General features: G+C 67.1%; 21 protein-coding genes and 3 tRNA genes. 22 read left to right on the forward strand and 2 right to left on the reverse strand.

Annotation, left to right across the window (positions count from 1 at the left end; translation table 11 throughout):
* The 6 genes from ACFPZL_RS00540 to ACFPZL_RS00565 all read left to right on the forward strand — a co-directional run.
* Positions 1-1,104 (forward strand): leucyl aminopeptidase family protein (locus ACFPZL_RS00540; protein WP_382334540.1); only part of this gene is annotated, 1,104 nt, incomplete at its 5' end.
* Between the two features lie 10 nt (positions 1,105-1,114).
* Positions 1,115-2,410, forward strand: coding sequence for a M18 family aminopeptidase (locus ACFPZL_RS00545; protein WP_218116252.1), 1,296 nt, complete (start codon positions 1,115-1,117; stop codon positions 2,408-2,410).
* 101 nt (positions 2,411-2,511) lie between these two features.
* Positions 2,512-2,808: a hypothetical protein gene (locus ACFPZL_RS00550; protein ID WP_218116251.1), complete on the forward strand. Its 297-nt coding sequence runs from the start codon at positions 2,512-2,514 to the stop codon at positions 2,806-2,808.
* A 140-nt stretch (positions 2,809-2,948) separates the two neighbouring features.
* A tRNA-Glu gene (locus ACFPZL_RS00555) sits at positions 2,949-3,021 on the forward strand.
* A 29-nt stretch (positions 3,022-3,050) separates the two neighbouring features.
* Positions 3,051-3,127 (forward strand) — tRNA-Asp (locus tag ACFPZL_RS00560).
* A gap of 59 nt (positions 3,128-3,186) precedes the next feature.
* Positions 3,187-3,259: transfer RNA gene (locus ACFPZL_RS00565), tRNA-Phe, on the forward strand.
* A gap of 158 nt (positions 3,260-3,417) precedes the next feature.
* On the opposite strand, the gene ACFPZL_RS00570 is transcribed toward ACFPZL_RS00565, so the two are convergent.
* Together ACFPZL_RS00570 and ACFPZL_RS00575 are read right to left on the reverse strand one after the other, a co-directional pair.
* Positions 3,418-4,593 (reverse strand): tyrosine-type recombinase/integrase, encoded by a 1,176-nt coding sequence (locus tag ACFPZL_RS00570; RefSeq protein WP_218116250.1) that lies wholly within the window; start codon positions 4,591-4,593, stop codon positions 3,418-3,420.
* Positions 4,593-4,790: a helix-turn-helix domain-containing protein gene (locus ACFPZL_RS00575; RefSeq protein WP_218116249.1), complete on the reverse strand. Its 198-nt coding sequence runs from the start codon at positions 4,788-4,790 to the stop codon at positions 4,593-4,595. Before ACFPZL_RS00575 ends, ACFPZL_RS00570 begins: the two co-directional genes overlap by 1 nt.
* 134 nt (positions 4,791-4,924) lie before the next feature.
* Between ACFPZL_RS00575 and ACFPZL_RS00580 the strand changes: the two genes are divergently transcribed.
* The 16 genes from ACFPZL_RS00580 to ACFPZL_RS00655 all read left to right on the forward strand — a co-directional run bounded on the left by ACFPZL_RS00580 (position 4,925) and on the right by ACFPZL_RS00655 (position 19,278).
* On the forward strand, positions 4,925-5,620 hold the full coding sequence (locus ACFPZL_RS00580; protein WP_218116248.1) for a hypothetical protein: 696 nt from the start codon (positions 4,925-4,927) through the stop codon (positions 5,618-5,620).
* Positions 5,621-5,678: 58 nt separating this feature from the next.
* On the forward strand, positions 5,679-6,062 hold the full coding sequence (gene cmtR / locus ACFPZL_RS00585; protein ID WP_218116247.1) for a Cd(II)/Pb(II)-sensing metalloregulatory transcriptional regulator CmtR: 384 nt from the start codon (positions 5,679-5,681) through the stop codon (positions 6,060-6,062).
* Positions 6,059-8,113, forward strand: a complete 2,055-nt coding sequence (locus ACFPZL_RS00590) for a heavy metal translocating P-type ATPase (protein WP_218116246.1) — start codon at positions 6,059-6,061, stop codon at positions 8,111-8,113. The genes cmtR and ACFPZL_RS00590 overlap by 4 nt, the downstream gene beginning before the upstream one ends.
* Before the next feature lie 84 nt (positions 8,114-8,197).
* Positions 8,198-8,626: a hypothetical protein gene (locus tag ACFPZL_RS00595; RefSeq protein WP_218116245.1), complete on the forward strand. Its 429-nt coding sequence runs from the start codon at positions 8,198-8,200 to the stop codon at positions 8,624-8,626.
* 711 nt (positions 8,627-9,337) lie between these two features.
* Positions 9,338-9,838, forward strand: a complete 501-nt coding sequence (locus ACFPZL_RS00600) for a M23 family metallopeptidase (RefSeq protein ID WP_236022128.1) — start codon at positions 9,338-9,340, stop codon at positions 9,836-9,838.
* A gap of 61 nt (positions 9,839-9,899) precedes the next feature.
* On the forward strand, positions 9,900-10,808 hold the full coding sequence (locus ACFPZL_RS00605; protein ID WP_236022127.1) for a cytochrome c oxidase assembly protein: 909 nt from the start codon (positions 9,900-9,902) through the stop codon (positions 10,806-10,808).
* Positions 10,808-11,185 carry a hypothetical protein gene (locus ACFPZL_RS00610; RefSeq protein WP_218116243.1) on the forward strand — a complete coding sequence of 126 codons (378 nt, stop codon included), beginning with the start codon at positions 10,808-10,810 and terminating at the stop codon, positions 11,183-11,185. The genes ACFPZL_RS00605 and ACFPZL_RS00610 overlap by 1 nt, the downstream gene beginning before the upstream one ends.
* 68 nt (positions 11,186-11,253) lie before the next feature.
* Positions 11,254-11,691, forward strand: a complete 438-nt coding sequence (locus ACFPZL_RS00615) for a hypothetical protein (RefSeq protein ID WP_236022126.1) — start codon at positions 11,254-11,256, stop codon at positions 11,689-11,691.
* A gap of 121 nt (positions 11,692-11,812) precedes the next feature.
* Positions 11,813-12,394, forward strand: coding sequence for a TlpA family protein disulfide reductase (locus ACFPZL_RS00620; RefSeq protein WP_218116264.1), 582 nt, complete (start codon positions 11,813-11,815; stop codon positions 12,392-12,394).
* A complete protein-coding gene (locus ACFPZL_RS00625) occupies positions 12,391-13,155 on the forward strand; it encodes a cytochrome c biogenesis CcdA family protein (protein WP_218116242.1) in 765 nt (254 codons plus the stop codon). Before ACFPZL_RS00620 ends, ACFPZL_RS00625 begins: the two co-directional genes overlap by 4 nt.
* On the forward strand, positions 13,136-14,857 hold the full coding sequence (resB, locus tag ACFPZL_RS00630; protein WP_218116241.1) for a cytochrome c biogenesis protein ResB: 1,722 nt from the start codon (positions 13,136-13,138) through the stop codon (positions 14,855-14,857). The genes ACFPZL_RS00625 and resB overlap by 20 nt, the downstream gene beginning before the upstream one ends.
* Positions 14,854-15,594 (forward strand): DsbA family protein, encoded by a 741-nt coding sequence (locus tag ACFPZL_RS00635; protein WP_218116240.1) that lies wholly within the window; start codon positions 14,854-14,856, stop codon positions 15,592-15,594. Before resB ends, ACFPZL_RS00635 begins: the two co-directional genes overlap by 4 nt.
* A 2-nt stretch (positions 15,595-15,596) precedes the next feature.
* Positions 15,597-16,604, forward strand: coding sequence for a c-type cytochrome biogenesis protein CcsB (gene ccsB / locus ACFPZL_RS00640; RefSeq protein ID WP_218116239.1), 1,008 nt, complete (start codon positions 15,597-15,599; stop codon positions 16,602-16,604).
* A gap of 48 nt (positions 16,605-16,652) precedes the next feature.
* On the forward strand, positions 16,653-18,305 hold the full coding sequence (gene lnt, locus ACFPZL_RS00645) for an apolipoprotein N-acyltransferase (protein WP_236022125.1): 1,653 nt from the start codon (positions 16,653-16,655) through the stop codon (positions 18,303-18,305).
* The gene (gene lspA, locus ACFPZL_RS00650) at positions 18,302-18,949 is read left to right on the forward strand and encodes a signal peptidase II (protein WP_218116238.1); all 648 of its coding nucleotides are present in this window, start codon (positions 18,302-18,304) and stop codon (positions 18,947-18,949) included. The genes lnt and lspA overlap by 4 nt, the downstream gene beginning before the upstream one ends.
* The gene (locus ACFPZL_RS00655; protein ID WP_218116237.1) at positions 18,946-19,278 is read left to right on the forward strand and encodes a DUF6804 family protein; all 333 of its coding nucleotides are present in this window, start codon (positions 18,946-18,948) and stop codon (positions 19,276-19,278) included. The genes lspA and ACFPZL_RS00655 overlap by 4 nt, the downstream gene beginning before the upstream one ends.
* The last annotated feature ends 34 nt before the right edge of the window (positions 19,279-19,312 follow it).

Genomic DNA, 19,312 nt, shown 5'->3' on the forward strand with positions numbered 1-19,312 from the left:
CTGATCCTCGCTCGCACCGCGGCGCTCGCCCGCGACCTCGGCAATACTCCGCCCCGCCACCTCACCGCGGCCAAGTTCGCCGAGATCGCCGAGCGGACCGGCCCGGATTACGGTCTAGAGGTCGAGGTCTTCGGCCGCGAGCAGCTCGCCGAGCTGGATCTCGGCGGCCTGCTCGGGGTGAACGCGGGCAGCACCGACGAGCCCCGCATGATCAAGCTCCGCTACACGCCCGCAGACGCCGGCAGCGCGCCCGGTGACGGCGATGGCGCCGGCGCCGGGACTCCGCACCTGGCGCTCGTCGGCAAGGGCATCACCTTCGACTCGGGCGGCATCAGCCTGAAGCCCGCCGGGTCGATGCAGGGCATGAAGTTCGACATGATGGGCGCCGCCGCCGTGTTCGCCGCCATGACGGCGCTGCGCGAGCTCGGGGCGACGGCCGCCGTGACGGGCTGGCTGATGTGCACCGACAACATGCCCTCCGGCTCGTCGACGAAGGTCGGCGACGTGCTCACGATCCGCGGCGGCACGACCGTCGAGGTGAAGAACACCGACGCCGAGGGCCGCCTGGTGATGGCGGACGGGCTCGTCCTCGCGACCGAGGAGGAGCGGCGCCCTGACGCGATCGTCGACATCGCGACGCTCACGGGCAACGCGATGGCCGCGCTCGGGCTCGGCACCGCCGCCGTGCTCGCGAACCACGATGAGGTCGCGACGCAGCTGCAGCAGGCCGCCGACGCGACGGACGAGCGGATCTGGCGGCTGCCGCTCGACCATCGCTACCGGGAGCAGCTGAAGAGCGACGTCGCGGATCTGTCGAACATCGGCGGCCAGTACGCCGGCGCGATCACGGCAGCCCTGTTCCTCAACGAGTTCGTCGACGGCCTGCCCTGGGGGCACCTCGACATCGCCCCGACCATGCAGAGCGAGCGGGACGAGCTGTGGCGTTCGACCGGGGCCACCGGCTTCGGTGCTCGGCTGCTCGCCGAGTTCGCCCTCGACTTCACTGCGCCCGTCGCCGAGGCGAACGGCGACGCGGACGCCGACGCTGGCGGCTCCGCCGGGGCCGTCGGTGACACCGCTGGCGACACCGCCGACGCGGAGTAGGCGCAGGATCATGACGGAAGCCGGGGTCGTGGCCGTGTCCGCCGAGACGATCGCGTACATCGAGCGCTTCGCCGCGTTCGTGGAGGCGTCGCCGAGCTCGTTCCACGCCGTGCAGGCGGCCGCCGCGGCGCTCGACGCCGCAGGGTTCACCGCGTACGACGAGGCGGACGCCTGGCCGCCGGTGGGGGATGGCGCCCGCGGCTACGTGCGCCGCGATGGCGCACTCATCGCCTGGCGCACGGGGGTGGAGCTCTCGGCGGCGTCCCCGGTCCGGGTGCTCGGCTGCCACACGGACTCGCCCGGCTTCGTGCTGAAGCCGCAGCCCGATTTCACCGCCGAGGGATGGGCGCAAGCCGGTGTCGAAGTGTACGGCGGGCCCCTGCTGAATTCCTGGCTCGATCGGGATCTCGCCTTCGCGGGTCGGATCGTGACGCGCGAAGGATCCACCCATCTCGTCCGCACCGGCCCGGTGGCGCGGATCCCGCAGCTTGCGATCCATCTCGACCGCGAGGCGAACACCGGGCTCACGCTCGATCGGCAGCGGCACACTCAGCCGGTCGTCGGCGTCGGCGCGGTCTCCGTGCCGGGAATGCTCGCGGCGCAGGCCGGTGTCGCGGAGGCGGAAGTCACCGGATGGGACGTGCGGCTCGCCGATACGCAGCCGCCGACCAGGATCGGGGCGGAAGGAGAGTTGCTGGCGTCGCCGCGGCTCGACAATCTGAGTTCGGTCTTCGCCGGCCTGAGCGCATTGCTCGACACCGAACCGGCACCAGGGACGATCGCGATCCTCGCCGCCTTCGACCACGAGGAGCTGGGATCCGAGTCCCGCTCCGGAGCCTCCGGCCCGTTCCTCGCCGACGTGCTCGACAGGATCCGCGCCGGCCTCGGCGCCACGGCTGAGGACGCTGCCAGGGCGCTCGCCGGATCCTGGTGCCTCTCGGCCGATGCCGGGCATGCCGCGCATCCCAACTATCCCGAGAAGCACGACCCGCGCGTGCGGCCCCGACCAGGCGGCGGGCCGATGCTCAAGGTCAACGCGAACCAGCGCTACGCCAGCGACGCGCACGGCGCCGCGCTGTGGGAGCGGGTGTGCCACGCCGCAGGAGTGCCGTCGCAGGCCTTCGTCTCGAACAATGTCGTGCCGTGCGGCTCGACCATCGGGCCGCTCACCGCGACCCGGCTCGGGATCCGCACCGTCGACGTCGGCGTGCCGTTGCTCTCGATGCACTCCGCGCGGGAGCTCGCCCACGTCGAGGACCTGCACGGCCTGGCGCGGGTTACGGCGAGTTTCTTCGCCGGTGCGTGAGCAGGGCGCCGATATCCTCGCGGCGAGGATCGGATCCGGCATATCGGGCGCGAACCTCCGGATTGCGCCACCGAACCTGATGATTTGGTTAGGATCGGAATATGAGCGAGTCGCAGCAGGCTGAATCCGACGAGGTCGTGCTTTCGAGGCAGACCGGCGTCCCGGTCATGGTCCGCATCGGCGGACGCAACATCGAGACGACCTTCATGGGCAACAACGCCTTCGGGCAGCCGACCTGGGTGCTCTGGAACCCGGAGGAGCCGTACCTGCTGGCCGTGCTGCGGCAGGGGCAGATCGGGTACACCTTCGAGCAGCGGACCAGCCACGGCGTGATGCTGCACGAGGACGTCTCGTTCAAGCGGGTGCAGCGGGCACTCATCTCGGGCGGCGCCGAGTAGCGCTCGACCCCGACACGCTCGAGTGGCTCGTTCTCCGCGGAATCTCAACGGTTTCACGGAGGAGAGCACCTCGAATTGCATCGGGCCCGCACTACCCTGTAAGCTTTCTCTTCGGTAGCCAAAGCCGCGAAAGCGACTTCGGCCCCATCGTTTAGCGGCCTAGGACACCGCCCTTTCACGGCGGCAGCACGGGTTCGAATCCCGTTGGGGTCACTGATACCGAATACAACTGAATACACCATGGCCCTGTGGCGCAGTTGGTTAGCGCGCCGCCCTGTCACGGCGGAGGTCGCGGGTTCAAGTCCCGTCAGGGTCGCCAGATGAGGAACCCTTCTTCGGAAGGGTTTTCTCATCTTCGGCGCCTGTCATGGTCGCCGAGGCTCTGTAGCTCAGTTGGTAGAGCGTTCGACTGAAAATCGAAAGGTCACCGGATCGATGCCGGTCGGAGCCACGTAGCGGCTATTACACCGCTACTGAACCCTCAAGAGGCTTCTACTCTTGGGGGTTCGCTTGTTTTCCCTGGTCAGGCGGTGGTTCCGCGCCGGTCCCGCGACTTTCTGCGCGGCCCCGCCGCTATCCTGCGCGTAGTCACAGGATCAATCACGGTGCTCACAGATGCGGCACATCGCGGTGCTGTGCCATATTTGTGCCATATCCGGCGCTGGCGGTGAGGCTGTCGAACACGGCGGCGGCTCTCCTGGCGACGCCCTCGCGTGCGCGTGAGTAGCGTTCGGTGACTTGCAAGCTGGAGTGCCCGAGCACTGCCTGCACATCGGGCGCCGATGCGCCCGCGTCGAAGAGGATCGTAGCGAAGGTGTGGCGCAGGTCGTGTACGCGCAGGTCTGGCCGCTTGACGGCAGTGCGGATCATTGTCCAGTCCACCGCGCGGCGGAAGTTCGCCGCGACGAGCCTGCCGCCGTTCGGCCCGGCAAACAGCAGATCGTCGGGTTCCTTGTTCTTCATGGCCTCTCGCACATGCGGCAGGAACGCCTGCACGATGGGCACCTGTCGTTCCTTGTGGCTCTTCGGGCTCTGTTCGATCAGTTCCCCGTTCAGGCCGGGGGAGAAGCTGCGGCTGACTCGCAAGACACCCTGCGTTAGATCCACGTCGCGCACCCGAATCGCGGTCGCCTCGCCCGCGCGCATCCCGGTGAACACGAGTGCGGCGGCGTAGCGGCGATAGACACCCGCCGGGATGAGATCGAGCATCTTCATTACCTGCGGCATGGTGAGTGCCCGTGAGGTGGGCGAGGTTGAGGTGTCCTGTGTCGGACGCTTGATCTCACGAGCCGGGTTGTAGTCGATGATTCGCGCGCGCCGTGCCGCGTCGAGCAGACGGCTGATGAGCGCGAGCGAATCCACCTTGGTCGAGGTCGAGCAATCCCACTCGACCATCGCTGACTCAATCAGGGGTGAGGTGATCGCTTCGAGCTTCATGTGCCCGAGGGTCGGCTGCACTCGCCTACGCCACGCGACCCCGTACGCGCGCGCCGTGCCAGGTCGCACCGATGCCTCGATTGCCGACCAATGCCGCTCGTGCCACTGCGTGAGGGTCATAGCGCCGTTCGGGTTCTTCCCGGCGACGGCTTTGGCCAGCTCCTTCTTCGCCTCGCTCAGCGTGCGGAAGGTGCGGGTGCGCTCGGCCCAGTTCCCGTAGAGGTCGGGCACAAGCACGCGAATCTGATACCGCTGCCGATCCTCACGCCACCGGATGCCCTCGGGGAGCGGCCTACCGGTGTGCGGATCGAGCCGCAGCGGGGAGTCTTTCGACGGACGCCCGGCCATCAGCGCCTCGTTCCCCCGACTTCGAGGAAGCCCTCGATCGTGTCTGCGCGCCAGAGCTTGTGCTTGCCAACCTCGGCATCCGGCTCGGGGATCAGCCCCTCGCGGCGCAGCTTGTCGAACGTCGGCAACGGCACCCGGCAACGAGCAGCAGCCTCGGCGCGCGTGAGGTAATCCGTCTGAGTCGCCGCTTCAGTCATGCCCTTGCCTCTCAGTCTGGTGCGGTCGAACGCCACCAATAGCTGGCGTTCTTGCGAGTACCTGATATTGAAACACAAATAACGTGTAATCGCAAGTACATGAGATAAGACGTTTGTCCGGTAGACTCGTGCACATGGCATTACCCACGCCCCGACCGGGGGATCAGCGCGCAGACGGCCTGCTCATACAGGCCGATCTGCCTGCGGGCTGGAACCTCGCCGCCCGGTTTCCCGGCGAGCGCACTGACGATGCCAGTGATGAGATAGACCGTGTGCTCGGATACGACGACCAAGAAACGGGCGAGAGTGCCGACTCTGAGCAGAACGAGACCGCCGATGGCCGCTGGCGGTACATCGAACACGAGGCCACCGCGACGCGGGTGATGATCCGTCTGCAACGCCAGCTCTACGCCAGTCCCGAGGAAGTCCGTATCACCGGCGTCGTGTATCTCCCGTGGCGACCCGGCGACCCGATCACGAGCCACCTGCTGCGCGAACTCCCTACCGCGAAGATCGAAGCCGCGATCAACAAGCGCTTGTTCGCTATGAAGCGCGTCGCCACCGTGACCGGGAACAAGATCGTGCTCCCCAGCGGGCGCAAGATCAGCGACCGTGACTTACTGAAGCCGCTCGGCAACCCGAAGCAGGTGCTCGACTTCTACGAACTCGTTGCCTTGCAGCACGGCAAGCTCTCGGGTCAGGGTGACGAGAATCCATCCGCAACAATGGCGGAGATCAACGGCGTCGCCCTCAGTACCGCCCAGGGCTGGGTCGCCAAGGCCCGCAGTCGTGGCCTGCTTCCGCCGGGACGTCGGGGGAGGGCTGGATGATTCAAATCTTGAGTTCTCCCGGCATGCAATAGGTCACTAGCCCATGTATAGTCAGCATATGCTGACTATTGCCTCTCGGGTGGACGCCATGAACCGCCTCGGCCGCGCCATGGCTGATCCGACCCGCTCGCGGATCCTGCTCGTGCTGCTCGAAGCCCCGAGCTACCCGGCCGTGCTGTCGCGTGAGCTTGAGCTCACACGGACGAACGTCTCAAACCACCTGGCCTGCCTCCGCGGATGCGGCATCGTCGTCGCCGATCCGGAAGGTAGGCAGACCCGTTACGAGATCGCCGATCCCCACCTCGCCGCCGCCCTTACTGCGCTTGTCGATGTCACCCTCGCCGTCGACGAGGACGAAGTCTGCCTCGACACCGAATGCACCACCCCTGGCTGCGGCGCGAAGGCCGCAGCGGAGCCGACCATCCAGGGCGCGAGCCGATGAGCGAGGATTGCTGCGGGCCCGACGAGCTCAACACGGTCAAGCCGAAGACGCCGGAGCCCGCCACGCTGCCCACCGTACCCGGCAGCGAAGGCGACGCCTGCTGCGGCCCCGAACTGCCCCCAGTATTCGGGAAGCGGAACGAAGCGGTGAATGTGCATCCAGTGCGGCCTCCCTGGTGGCGCGATCCCGCGCTGCTGCCCTCCGCGCTCTCCGGTGTCGCCCTCGCGTCCGGCTACCTCCTTGAGTGGAGCGGCGCGGAGATCCCGGCCCTCATCCTGCAGTGGATCGCGCTCCTCGCCGGCGCCTACACCTTCATCCCTGGCACCGTGCGGCGCCTGATGCGTGGTCGCGTTGGCGTGGGCCTTCTCATGACCATTGCCGCGATCGGCGCCGTCGCGCTCGGACACGTCGGAGAAGCCGCTGCCCTCGCGTTCCTGTTTTCCCTCGCTGAGGCACTCGAAGACCGCGCGATGGATCGCGCCAAGGAGGGCTTGCGCGCCCTGCTGTCACTGATCCCCGACACCGCGCGCGTGTCCCGACTGAGCGGTGAGGACATGATCTCCGTCGTCGAGGTGCGCGAACTCGATATCCTCATCATCGGTGCGGGGGAGCGCATCGCCACTGACGGCATCGTGGTCGATGGCGCATCCAGCATCGACACCTCCGCCGTCACAGGGGAGTCCATTCCGGTCGCCGTGCGTCCAGGGGATGCGGTGCCGGCCGGCGCCGTGAACGGCTCTGGCACGCTGCGCATCGAGGCCACCGCCGATGGTCGCGACAACTCACTCACGCAGATCGTCGCCCTCGTCGAACAGGCACACGCCCGCAAGGGAGAACGCGCCAGGCTCGCCGACCGGATCGCCAAGCCGCTCGTGCCGACCGTGCTCATCGTGGCGGGCCTCGTCGTCGTGTTCGGCTTCATCGTGGGAGATCCGGCCACCGGGATCGAGCGAGCCCTCGTCGTCCTCGTCGCTGCTTCCCCGTGCGCGCTCGCGATCGCCGTCCCGGTGACCGTGATCAGCGCGATCGGCTCCGCCTCCAAGTACGGCATCGTGATCAAGTCCGGCCAGGCGTTCGAACAGTTGGGCACGATCCGAGCCGTCGCCCTCGACAAGACGGGCACGCTCACCCGCAACGAACCCCAAGTCGTCGAGGTCGTGAGCTTCGGATACACCGAACGCGAGGTGCTCGGCTTCGCCGCCGCACTCGAAACATCCAGCACGCACCCGCTCGCAGCCGCCATCGTCGCGGCCGCTCCGGACGCGGCACCAGGCCGAGACATCGAAGAGGAGGCTGGCCACGGGGTCACCGGAATCGTCGCCGACCGCCGCATCCGGGTCGGAAACACTCGCTGGCTCGACCCCGGCGCGCGCCGAAGCACCGCCGAGCAGCTGGCCGAACGCGGGATGACCGTCGTCGTGGTTGAAGCCGACGGTGAACTCGCTGGCCTTCTCGGGATCCGTGACGAGTTGCGCGCGGAGTCAGCCGAAACCGTCCAGATGCTGCGGGAGATGGGAATCACTCCCATCATGCTCACCGGAGACAACGAGCGAACCGCACGGGCGCTGGCGGCCGAGGCCAGTATCACAGACGTGCGCGCCGAGCAGCTCCCCGCAGACAAGGCCAGCGCCGTCAACACCCTCGTCACCGCTGCTCCCACAGCCATGGTCGGCGACGGGATCAACGACGCTCCTGCGCTCGCAACGGCGACCGTGGGCATCGCGATGGGCGTTAAAGGTTCCGCAGCTGCCATCGAATCTGCCGACGTCGCCTTCACCGGTCACGATCTGCGTTTCATCCCGCAGGCCCTTGCGCATGCTCGTCGGGGCCGGCGCATCATGACCTGGAACATCGGCCTCGCCCTGGCCATTATCATCGTATTGTTTCCCCTAGCGCTCTTCGGGGTACTCGGGCTCGCCGGAGTCGTACTCGTCCACGAACTCGCGGAAGTGCTCGTGATCCTCAACGGCATCCGCGCTGCACGCAGACCCGCTCGTGCGATGCGATCAGCCCTGTTGTCGAGCGCTGCGCCGACACCGGCAACGCGCTGACGGGCACCCTGAAGCAGTAGCATCCCCTGGCTGCCTCCAGGTTCCGATGCTAAATTGTTACATGGCTATGGAGGTGATGGAGTGATGGGGGCACGCTTAGCGTCGCGACGACCGCTGTCGCGGCGTGCGCTCCTGACCTTCGTCTGGGTCGGCGCCTTCGTGATCCTCGGCCTTGTCGGACTGCGCGCGCACAGCGTCGAACTCAGCAGCGTGCCGGTGATCGCCGAGGCCTCGTCGGCGACCAGCACGTCCACCTCGGCAACAGCCGCGACCGCCACGCTCGTCGAGGGGAGCGAGCACGCCACCCACGGCAGCGTGCAGAGCTGGCACCTTGATCTTCTCGCGATCTGCATGCTCACCATGCTCGCCACCCTCCTGCTGGTTGTGCTCTTCACCCGGCGACCCTGGCTGCAGGTGCGCCTCGGCAGGCTCCGCGAATGGGCGGTCGCCCTGCCGCGCGCGCCCGCCCGTCCGCAGCCATTGCTGCTGCTTCACTCGATCTCGCGAACCTGATCTCCACCGGGAACCCCGTGCAGGGGGATAGCCCGCGAAGCTCCGTGCGCCTCGAACCGGTGCCACGTCACCTCTGAGAGCTTCGCCCGCCCTACATAAGCGCTGCCATTTGCATGCCATCCGGCATTGCGCCCTCTCGAACACCATTCGGGCGCACGAACGCCCCCGATCAGGAGCCAGCAGTTTGAACTCCACAGATTCACCGATCAAAGCCCAACACTTCCTCTTCGTCTTCGGCACCTTGCTCCTCAGCATCTGTTTCGCCGTCGTCTCGTTCTTCGTCCTCGGAGTCGTCTTTTGAGGCGGCGTCAGCACGCCGAGCAATCTGCGGGGCCGAGGCGGAGCACCTGGATCGAACCCACCGATACCGACGAGCGCTCGACTGGCGATTCGGTTCGGCCCCGCAGATCCAAGCATGCAGCCGAGGCGCCGTCCACGGCGCGACACACCGACCTCCCGGCACAGCCCGACAGCGACCAGCCCGCCCCCAAGGAGACGCTGACCGGGGGCGGGACAGGACCAGAGACCGGCACGGTACGGCGACGTTCGCGACTGCGCAGCTTCGTCGCTGGGAGTACGGCGCTCGCGAGCGTCGCCGTACTCGTGGCAAGTGCCGTCTTCCCCGCGACCAGTGCCGCGACCGCCGATATCCCCGTCTTCGCGAGTCGTCAGCAGGCATTCGTTACGGGAGGCACCATTGACGCTCCCACGATGCTCGACGAGCTCTCCGTCGCCCCGACTGCTGTCGCTCTTGAGATCGGGCTGAGCGGCGGGGCAGTGACCGTCACCGGCCTTACCGACACCACATTGCAGTACCCCTTCGCACAAGAGGTGCCGCTCACCGATGGCTTCGGATACCGCTCCGCACCAGTCGCAGGCTTCCACGACGCACAAGATATGGCCGCTGCCGGCGGCACTCCGATCCGCATCGTCGGTGACGGCGTGATCACTGAGGCGGGCTGGGCCTCCGACGGCTGCGGTTTCTCTCTGAAAGTCCAGCACCAGGTCGCCGGTCAAAGTGTCATCAGCCGGTACTGCCATATGCAGGAGAACTCCCACTCCTGGCAGGCCGGCCAAACCGTGCAGGGCGGCGACCAAGCCGGACTCGTCGGAAACACCGGGATGTCATTCGGCAACCACTTGCACCTGGTGATGCGCGTCGAAGACGACCCCGTCGACCCGCTGCCGTTCATCGCCGCGAACTCGAAGTAGACCCTCCCCGGCGAGCCCTCGCCAGCGTCAGTAAGGACAACCCCCGACCGTGTACCCCGCGATGGCCAGCCTCGAGCTCGGCGACCTCTTCCAGTTCGATCTGCGCAGCATGTCGCCGCTCGCCTGGCTCGCCATCGTCTGCCTCATCATGTACCTGACGGGGGCGATCTCCCTCTGGGGGCGGGGGAAACGATGGGGCGTCGGCTCGACGCTGCTGTTCACCGTCGGCTGCCTCCTCTGGTTCATGGCCACCGGAATGCGCGCGAATGCCTACGCCGAGGAACTCGTTTCGGTGCTGCTCTTCCAGCAGATCACGCTCATGGTCGTCGTACCCCCGTTCCTGCTGATGGGCTCTCCCGGCCGTCTGCTCTTGCGGGCGATGCCGCGCCGGGGACTCGGGCGGCCCGTGATGCGCGCCGCACTCAGTGCCTACCGCTCGCGCACCGCTCAGGTGCTCCTGCACCCTGCCACCGTGATCGTCATCGCAGTTGTCGCCTTCCCCATCCTGTATTTCACCGACACGCTGAGCTGGTTCCTCGAGCTCCCGTCCGGGCATCTCATCCTGCTCGCCCTGTTCCTCGTCTTCGGCATGATCGGTGGCGCTCCGCTGTGGTCACTCGACCCGCTGCCGCGCGCCCCATCGTTCGTCGTGCGCATCGTCGACGTGCTCCTCGAGATCCAGATCCACGCGATCTTCGGGCTCGTACTGCTCCGCAGCACCGAGCCCATGTTCGGCTGGTACGCCAACGACCCGGAAGCATGGGGGATCACCCGCGCCCTCGACCAAGCCATCGCCGGCGGCCTGATCTGGTCATACGGCGAACTGCCACTGATCATCGTGCTCATCGTCACCATTTCCAAGTGGCGCACGAGCGATCTGCGGCAAGCGAAACGCCGAGAAGCTCAAGAGGACGCGGAACTCGACGCCTACAACGCCTACCTCGCCGCGAAGTTCGGAAAGGAGCAGTGATGGCGACGATCCTGACCTTCGCGCTCACCGCGATGCTCGGCGTGCTCGCCATCTTCCAGATCGCCCTAGCCGTCGGCACACCGCTCGGCAAGTTCGCCTGGGGTGGCGAGCACACCACGCTCCCGCTCAACCTCCGCCTCGGCGCGATCTCCGCCGTGCTCCGCTACGCCTTCATCGCTTTCATCGCCCTCGATCGCAGCGGCACCATCGCTGTGCTGCCCGGGGAGTTCAGCTTCTGGGTGATGTGGCTCATCGTCGCCCACCTCGGGTTCAGCGTGATCCTCAGCATGCTCTCCAAGAGCAAGTACGAGAAGATGACGCTCGCCCCCTACACCTTCGTGATGGGCCTGCTCAGCATGCTCATCGCCCTCCAATAGGGTGCAGCATGTCGAGTACGTCAGTCCACTCCCATGATCGCCTTGAACCCGCTCGGTACAATCGGGGTGTGTCCTCAGTTCCCCGCAGTGCCCGCATCACGCGGCGACGATTCACGATGAGAGCCGCGACGCTGCTCCTCGCCGCAATCGTCACCGTCGTGGGCTTGTGGGGCGTCTCCCACGCCGATGATGTCGGCCTCTCCGCGCCGGCGGCCGCCTCGAACACGGTCGCAGCCCCCTCCTTCGACGCCGCAGTGGGACACTTCGCCGACACCGTGGGGGAGACCGCCGTCAGCGAGAGCATCCTGATCGGTGTTGTCACCTGCCTGCTCGGGATCCTCTGCGGCTTTGCGTTGGCGATCCTGATCGTCTTCGCGCTCCGCTGCAGGCAGATGCGATTCCAACGACAGCGCCCCCAGATCGCTCCGATCGCCGCAGCTGCAGCGTTCGATCATCGCGGCAGGCATCGCTTCGGCCTGCACGACCTCAGCCTCCTGCGCATTTAAGCGCTCCTCACGCTGCCCCCTGGGGCAGGAACGGGCCGGCACGTCCGCCATGCCCGCGACCACGCGTTGAGGATTGAGGAGAACCAGGAACTTGAGGACGTCCAAACCGACGTACCTGCTGATGACCGCACTCGTAGCGACTGCCACGATCAGCCTTGGGCTGATCGGCTGCACAGCCGCAGATCCGTTGTCGGAACAGTACCAGCAGGGCAGTGAACGAAGCGGCACCTCCGACGGCCGCATCGTCGAGATCCCGATCGACGAGCGTGGCGCCGCCGTGAGCTTCAGTGGCACCACCGAATACGGCGACCCGGTCTCCAGCGACGACTACGCCGGAGAGGTGTACGTCGTGAACTTCTGGTATGCCGCCTGCGGCCCCTGCATCATCGAGGCCCCCATGCTCGAGGAGGTCTGGCTGAGTTACCAGGATGAGGGCGTCGGGTTCCTCGGTGTGAACATCTACGACCAGCCCGCAACCGCCGTCGCCTTCGCCGAAGAGAACGGCATCACCTACCCGAGCATCATCGACGTGAACGACGGCCGCGTCAAGCAGGCCTTCGCCGGCGTCACCCCGATCCAAGCCACCCCCACCACGCTGGTACTCGACCGTCAGGGGCGCGTCGCAGCCCGCATCATCGGGCAACTCGAGTCGGCCTCCATCCTCGACACGCTCGTCGCCGACGCACTCGTGGAGACGCCATGAACCCGAGCGATCTCGTCTTCGACGGTGCACTCTGGGCGGGTGTGCTCATCGCCGCACTCGCCGGCTTCGTCTCCTTCGCCTCCCCGTGCGTGCTTCCGCTCGTACCCGGTTACTTCGGCTACCTTGGCTCTGCCGTCGCCCCCGTCGAACAGGGCACTGCAGCCACCGGCGGCACCACCGCGCAGCGCCGCCGCCTGCTCCTCGGTGTTCTCCTGTTCATCGCAGGGTTTTCCATCGTGTTCGTCACTGTCACCGTGCTCGGTGGTGTCTTCGGCCAGGTCTTCCTCGCCTATGCCGACACCGCCACCCGCATCCTCGGCGTCGTCGTGATCGTCATGGGGCTCGCCTTCGTCGGAGTCTTCCGCAAGATGCAGCGCACCGTCCGACCCCGCTTCCGCTCACGCCTGGGCCTCGCCGGGGCCCCACTGCTCGGTCTCGCCCTCGGCATCGGCTGGACACCGTGCATCGGGCCCACCCTCGCCGCGATCATCTCCGTGTCGTGGAACCTCGGCGACCCCGTCCGTGCGGGGCTGCTCGGCGTCGCCTACTCGCTCGGCCTCGGCATCCCGTTCCTGCTGCTCGCCCTCGGGCTCGGCTGGGCTACCCGCTCGATGTCGTTCCTGCGGCGTCACATCCGCGCCATCAACATCGCCGGCGGCGTTGTCCTCGTCGTGCTCGGCCTGCTCATGGTGAGCGGGCTCTGGACGCGCCTCATGTCCTCCCTGCAGGGGGTGATGGCGAATGTCCAGCTCCCGCTCTGACAACGACACCCTCCCCGCACGCCCGAGCGATCACGTCGACTCCACCGAACGCGGCACCGGCGATGTCGGCCTCGGGTGGCAGGGCTGGCTCCGATGGGGGTGGCGGCAGCTCACGAGCATGCGCACCGCGCTGCTCCTGCTCCTGCTCATGGCGATTGCCGCGATCCCCGGCTCCCTCTTCCCACAGCGACAAGCCGACCCTAACGGCGTCGTGAGGTACTTCGACGACAACCCCGAGCTCGCCCCCACGATCGACAAACTGCAGCTGTTCGACGTCTACAGCTCGGCCTGGTTCTCGGCCATCTACCTGCTGCTGTTCATCTCCCTCATCGGCTGCATCATCCCGCGGATCAAGCATCATGCAAAAGCGCTCCGCGCGCCGGCACCGAAGACCCCGGCCCGGCTGCAGCGCATGGCCGGCTATTCCTCGAACGATCTGCAACTCGTCGACGGCCGCACCTCCGAAGCCGATGTCGCCCAGGCCATCGCGATCGCCGAGAGCGAGCTGCGACGCCGCGGATACCGCACCGCCCGCTACGACGGCGCGACTTCCTGGTCGGTATCCGCCGAACGCGGTTACCTGCGCGAAACCGGCAACCTCGTCTTCCACTCGGCACTCGTTGGGATCCTCGTGACCGTGCTGCTGAGCACCGGCCTCAACTACACTGGCGATCGCGTCATCGTCCAAGGCACCACCTTCGTGAACAGCGAGAGCGCCTACTCCTCGTTCTCGCCGGGACGGTACTTCGACCGGAGCTCACTCACCCCCTACGCACTGAGCCTCGACAGCTTCGACGTCGAGTACGTCGACCCTGGGAGGCCCGGTGCGGGGCAGGCGGGCAACTTCGCCGCCCACCTCTCCATCCGAGAGGCCGGCGACGACGACACCCGCGCCGAGACCGTGCGGGTGAACGCACCGATTGAGGTGAACGGCGACCGCATCTACCTTCTCGGCAACGGCTACGCGCCGATGATCACGATCCGCAACGCCGCCGGCGACGTCGTCTACCAGGAACCCCAGCCCTTCCTGCCGCAGGATTCCGCGATGACCTCGCTCGGCGTGATCAAAGTCCCCGACGGTCTGCCTGAGCAGGTTGGGCTCATCGGCTTCCTGTACCCGACGCAGAGCACCTTGGACACCGGCGCCTACTACTCGGTGTTCCCCGATCTCTACAACCCAATGATGACGTTCAACGTGTTCACGGGCGACCTCGGCATTGACGACGGCACCCCGCGCTCGGTGTACCAGCTCGACACCGAGTCGATGACCCAGATCACCGGCGGCGACACCGGTATCGACTCGATCGAGCTCACCCCCGGCGACACCGCCGACCTGCCAAACGGGATGGGCACCATCACCTTCGAGGATCTCACCGTCACCGAGGGCGCCGAAGAGCCGATCAAGCGCTTCGTCTCGCTGCAGATCCAGCGCGACACCGGCGCCACTTGGGTGCTCATCTTCTCCATCCTCGCCACAGTCGGCCTCATCACCGGCCTCCTCGTGCCGCGCCGTCGCCTCTGGGTGAAAGCCACCCTCACCCAGCCGGTCGTCGGCGGCCGCAAGGTCAAGATCGAGTACGCCGGCCTCGCCCGCGGTGAGGATCCCGGCCTCGAGCGCGCCGTCGAACAGTTCCGCACCAGCCACCTCTCGGCCATCGCCGAGCAACTACCGTCACCGCTTTTCAAGAAGGGAACCCAATGAACCGGCCCCCGCACACCGTGCAGAAACCGAACAAGAAGCTGAGCACCTCGCAGAAGGCGGCACTCATCGCCATTCCCGCCGTGCTGCTCATCGCGCTCATCCTGATCCTCATCTCGGTGCTCAACCGACCCGAAGTCCAGGCGCCCGGCGAGGCGTCGAACAGCGGCGGAACGGGCGGCGGAACCCCCACGCAGAGCGAAGTGCCGCTCGTGCAGGAGAACTCGCACGTCCTCGACGACGCCGGCGAGGGCGCACCCGTGCTCGTCGAGTTCCTCGACTTCGAATGCGAGGCCTGCGGCGCCGTCTACCCGGTGATCGAGGAGATCCGCAAACAGTACGACGGGCAGATCACCTACGTCGCCCGCTACTTCATCACCAACCACACGAACTCCATGAACGCCGCCATCGCGGTCGAGGCCGCGTCGCAGCAGGGCAAGTTCGAGGAGATGTACCAGAAGCTCTTCGAGTCACAGCCCGAATGGGCGGAGCAGCAAGACTCCCAGGCCGACAAGATCCGCAGCTACGCCGAGGAGCTCGGGCTCGACATGGACGCCTTCGATGCGGCCGTCGCCGACCCCGCAACCCAAGCGAGGGTCGAAGAGGACCACAACGCCGGCATGTCGCTCGGCGTGCGCGGCACCCCGACGTTTTTCCTGAATGGTGAGCTACTGCAACCCCAAACCGTTACCGACATCACCGACGCCCTCGACGCGGCGATCGCGGAGAGTAAGGAATAGCCATGGATCTACAACTGCAGGCCGCGCTCGACGAGTTTTCCGTGCTCGCCGTCTGGTCGGCGATTACGATCTATGTTCTCGCGTTCCTCGCCTTCGCCTACGACCTCTCGCAGCGCGCCTCGGCCGCACCCATCACACAACGGGAGGCCGTGCTCGTCGGTGCGGCCGGAGGCCCCGCAGCCTCCCCGCAGAACGGGGGAGGGGAGGGGAGCCTCCGCGTGCCCGGTGCCGAACGGTCACGGCGCTACTTCGCGCGCCTCGGCATCGCGTTCACTGCCCTCGGCTTCGCGCTCCATCTCGCCGCCACGGTCACGCGCGGGATCGCGGCCGAACGGGTGCCGTGGGCGAATATGTACGAGTTTGCCCTTATCGGCACTCTGCTGATTGTCGCTGTCTACCTTGCCGCCCTGCGCTGGTACGACCTCCGGTTCCTCGGCGTCTTCATCGTCGGCATGGTGGTGTTCTTCCTCGGCGGATCGACGATCTCCTTCTACGTCGAAGTGACCCCGCTGATGGATCCGCTCAAGAGCATCTGGCTCATCATCCACGTCTTCGTCGCCTCGCTCGCCACCGCGCTGCTCGCGATCGCGGCGGGCCTATCGACGATGCAACTGCTACAGGCACGCCGCGAGCGGATCAAGGCCACCGGGGGCGAGGAGGTCGCCCCGGATCGCGGCTACCTGCGCACGCTCCCGAAGGCCGAGGTACTCGAGACGCTCGCCTACCGCTTCGCGATCCTCGGCTTCATCTTCTGGACGTTCACGCTCATCGCCGGAGCGATCTGGGCGAACGAATCCTGGGGCCGCTACTGGGGCTTCGACGTCAAGGAGGTGTGGACGTTCGTGATCTGGGTGATCTACGCCGGGTACATCCACGCCCGCGCCACCCGCGGCTGGCGCGGCACGAAGTCGGCCTGGTTGTCGCTCATCGGCTTCGCCACGGTGATCTTCAACTTCACCATCGTCAACCTCTACTTCCAGGGCCTGCACGCCTACTCCGGCGTCAGCTGAGCCGCCCACGACCACATCCGCGATTCGAGCACCAGGAAGGAGGCCGCTGTGACGACCACGGACACGCTCGCGCTGCGCGACGACCCTGAGGTGCCCCGCACGGCACTGGGGCGCGGCGCGCGCGAGCAGCGCGCCACCGCCACGGTGCGTCGCCTGCCGTGGGGTGCGGCGATCCCGATCGCCGCCGTCTCGGGCCTGCTGCTCGACGCCGCGTTCCCGAGCATCGGCTGGTGGCCGCTCGCCTTCCTCAGCATCGCCGGCGGGCTCTGGACGCTGATAGGCCGCAGTATCGGGGGAGCGTTTCTCGTGGGTCTCGCCTACGGCGCCGCGTTCTACTTCACGCACCTCATGTGGGTCGTGCAGTTCCTCGGCCCGATCCCGTGGATCGCGCTCGCCGGGGTCGAATCGCTGCTCTTCGCGCTCGGTGCGATCCCGATCGCCCTCGCCTACCGCTGGGGCGCTCTCCTCGAACGCCGCGCCACCCGCAGACTCCTGCTCCCGGTGCTCATCGCGACGCTGTGGGCCGCACGCGAGCTCCTCCTCGGAACCTGGCCCTACAGCGGGTTCCCGTGGGGCAGAATCGGCATGTCCCAGGCCGGCGGCCCCTTCGCCGAAGCCGCTTCCTGGGTCGGCGTCACCGGCCTCACCCTCCTCATCGTCTGGCTCTGCGCGTGCGTCGTCGACTGGGCCACCCGACCCGCACCCCGAAAACTCGCCGGGCTGCTGCCCGCAGCGGTGATCCTCGCCCTGCTGCTCGTGCCGGCGTTCCCCACGACCGAAGCGGGCAGCCTCCGCGTGGGCTGGGTGCAGGGCGACGGGCCCGCCGGCTACTTCGACACGCGCAGCCCCGGCGATGTGCTCGCCGCCCAGCGGCAAGCGAGCGACGCACTCCTCGGCGAACCGATGGATCTGCTCGTGTGGCCCGAGGGCGGGGTCGATTCCGATCCGCTGAACACCCCGGCCACCGCTCGCACTCTCGACGAGCTCGTCGCAGGCGCCGAGGCCCCGCTCCTCATGAATGCGGCCACCGCGCGAGGCGAGGACACCTACAACACGTCGATGCTCTGGGAGGCCGGCAGCGCCGAGCAAATGCACGACAAGGTGAACCCGGTGCCCTTCGGCGAATATGTGCCCCACCGGTGGTTCTACGAACGCATCGTCCCCGACCTGGTCGGCCTCATCCAGCGCGAATACACGCCGGGTACGAACCCGCCGCTCGTCTCCGTCGACGGCGTCCAGGTCGGACTCGCGATCTGTTTCGACGTCATCTACGACTCGGTGATCTGGGACGGGGCGCGAGGCGGTGCGCAGTTCTACGCCTTCCAGACCAACAACGCCGACTTCCGGGGCACCGACGAGAACCTGCAGCAGCTCGAGTTCGCGCGTATGCGCGCTATCGAGACCGGGCGTGCCGTCGTAAACGTATCGACCGTGGGCACCAGCCAGGTCATCGCCCCCGACGGCGCTGTGATTGCCGCGGCCGCCGCGGACGAACCGGCCGCTGCCGTCACCTCTGTACCGTTGCGCACGGGGCTCACCCCGGCCGTCCTCGTGGGGCCGGCCCTCACCCTGCTCATCCCGATCGCCGGGCTCGGCGAGCTCCTTACCTTGGGCCTGTTGCAGCGGCGATGGAACCGCCTGTCCACCCCTACCCCTATCGAGGCCGCAGACGCGACCGAATCCCCTCTGAAAGCATCATGACCCACGAACTCCCGCATGATCCACCCGTCCATAAGGGCACACGGCCCGCAGCGCAGCCCACGGGCCGCCGTCCCTCCCGACGGCTGCTGTTTGCCTACAGCTGCGCGATCGCGGCACTGACGATCGCCGTCGACGTGATCAGCAAGCAGCTCGCCCTCCACTACCTCGACACTGAAACCCGCATCACTCTGTTCGGCGATCTGCTCGGACTGCATCTCGCCTTCAACACCGGTGCCGCATTCTCGATCGGCTCCCAGCTCACACCCTTCATAACTCTGCTCGGGATCGTCGCCACCGTGCTCCTCGTCCGGGCGGCGTTCCGCACGAAGCGCCGGATCCACGCCGCAGCGATCGGACTGATCCTCGGCGGTGCCATCGGCAACCTCGTCGACCGCCTCTTCGCCCCGCCCGGGTTCGGCAGCGGCGCCGTCACCGATTTCCTCGCCTACGGCGAGCTCTTCATCGGTAACCTCGCCGACGTCGCCATCGGTGCCGGCATCGTGCTCTATCTGTTCGGCGCCTGGCGCGTCCGTGCTACTTCCCGCACCTCGCCCGCAACCGCCGGCGGTTCAGCGGCATCCATGGCGCCAGAGGAACCCAGCTCAGGTACCGCGGCAGCCCGGTTGGAGAGGACGCACCGATGACCCAGGAGCAGCAGGCCCCGTCCTATCAGCGCAACGCCCTCCTCCCCAGCTTCATTGCACTCGCCACGCTCATCGTCGCCGTCGCCTTCGTGGGCAGCGACTGGTTCACTGTCTTCCGTTTCGTGGTCGCGATCCTTGCGCTCATCGTCGCCTGGTTCGCCGTGCAGGTACGCCACTGGTGGTGGGTGCCCATATTCGTCGCGATCGCGGTGCTCTGGAACCCCGTGTATCCATTCCCGTTCAGCGGCATCTTCTGGATCCTTGCCCAACCGATCGCCGGCAGCACATTTCTGCTCGCCGGAATCCTCATCAGGAAGCCACGCACCTGATCACAGCCCGGATTGCACCGGGTCTCAGCCGCAG

The sequence above is a fragment of the Leucobacter soli genome (assembly GCF_042659205.1).
In the GTDB taxonomy this organism is placed as follows: Bacteria; Actinomycetota; Actinomycetes; order Actinomycetales; family Microbacteriaceae; genus Leucobacter; species Leucobacter soli.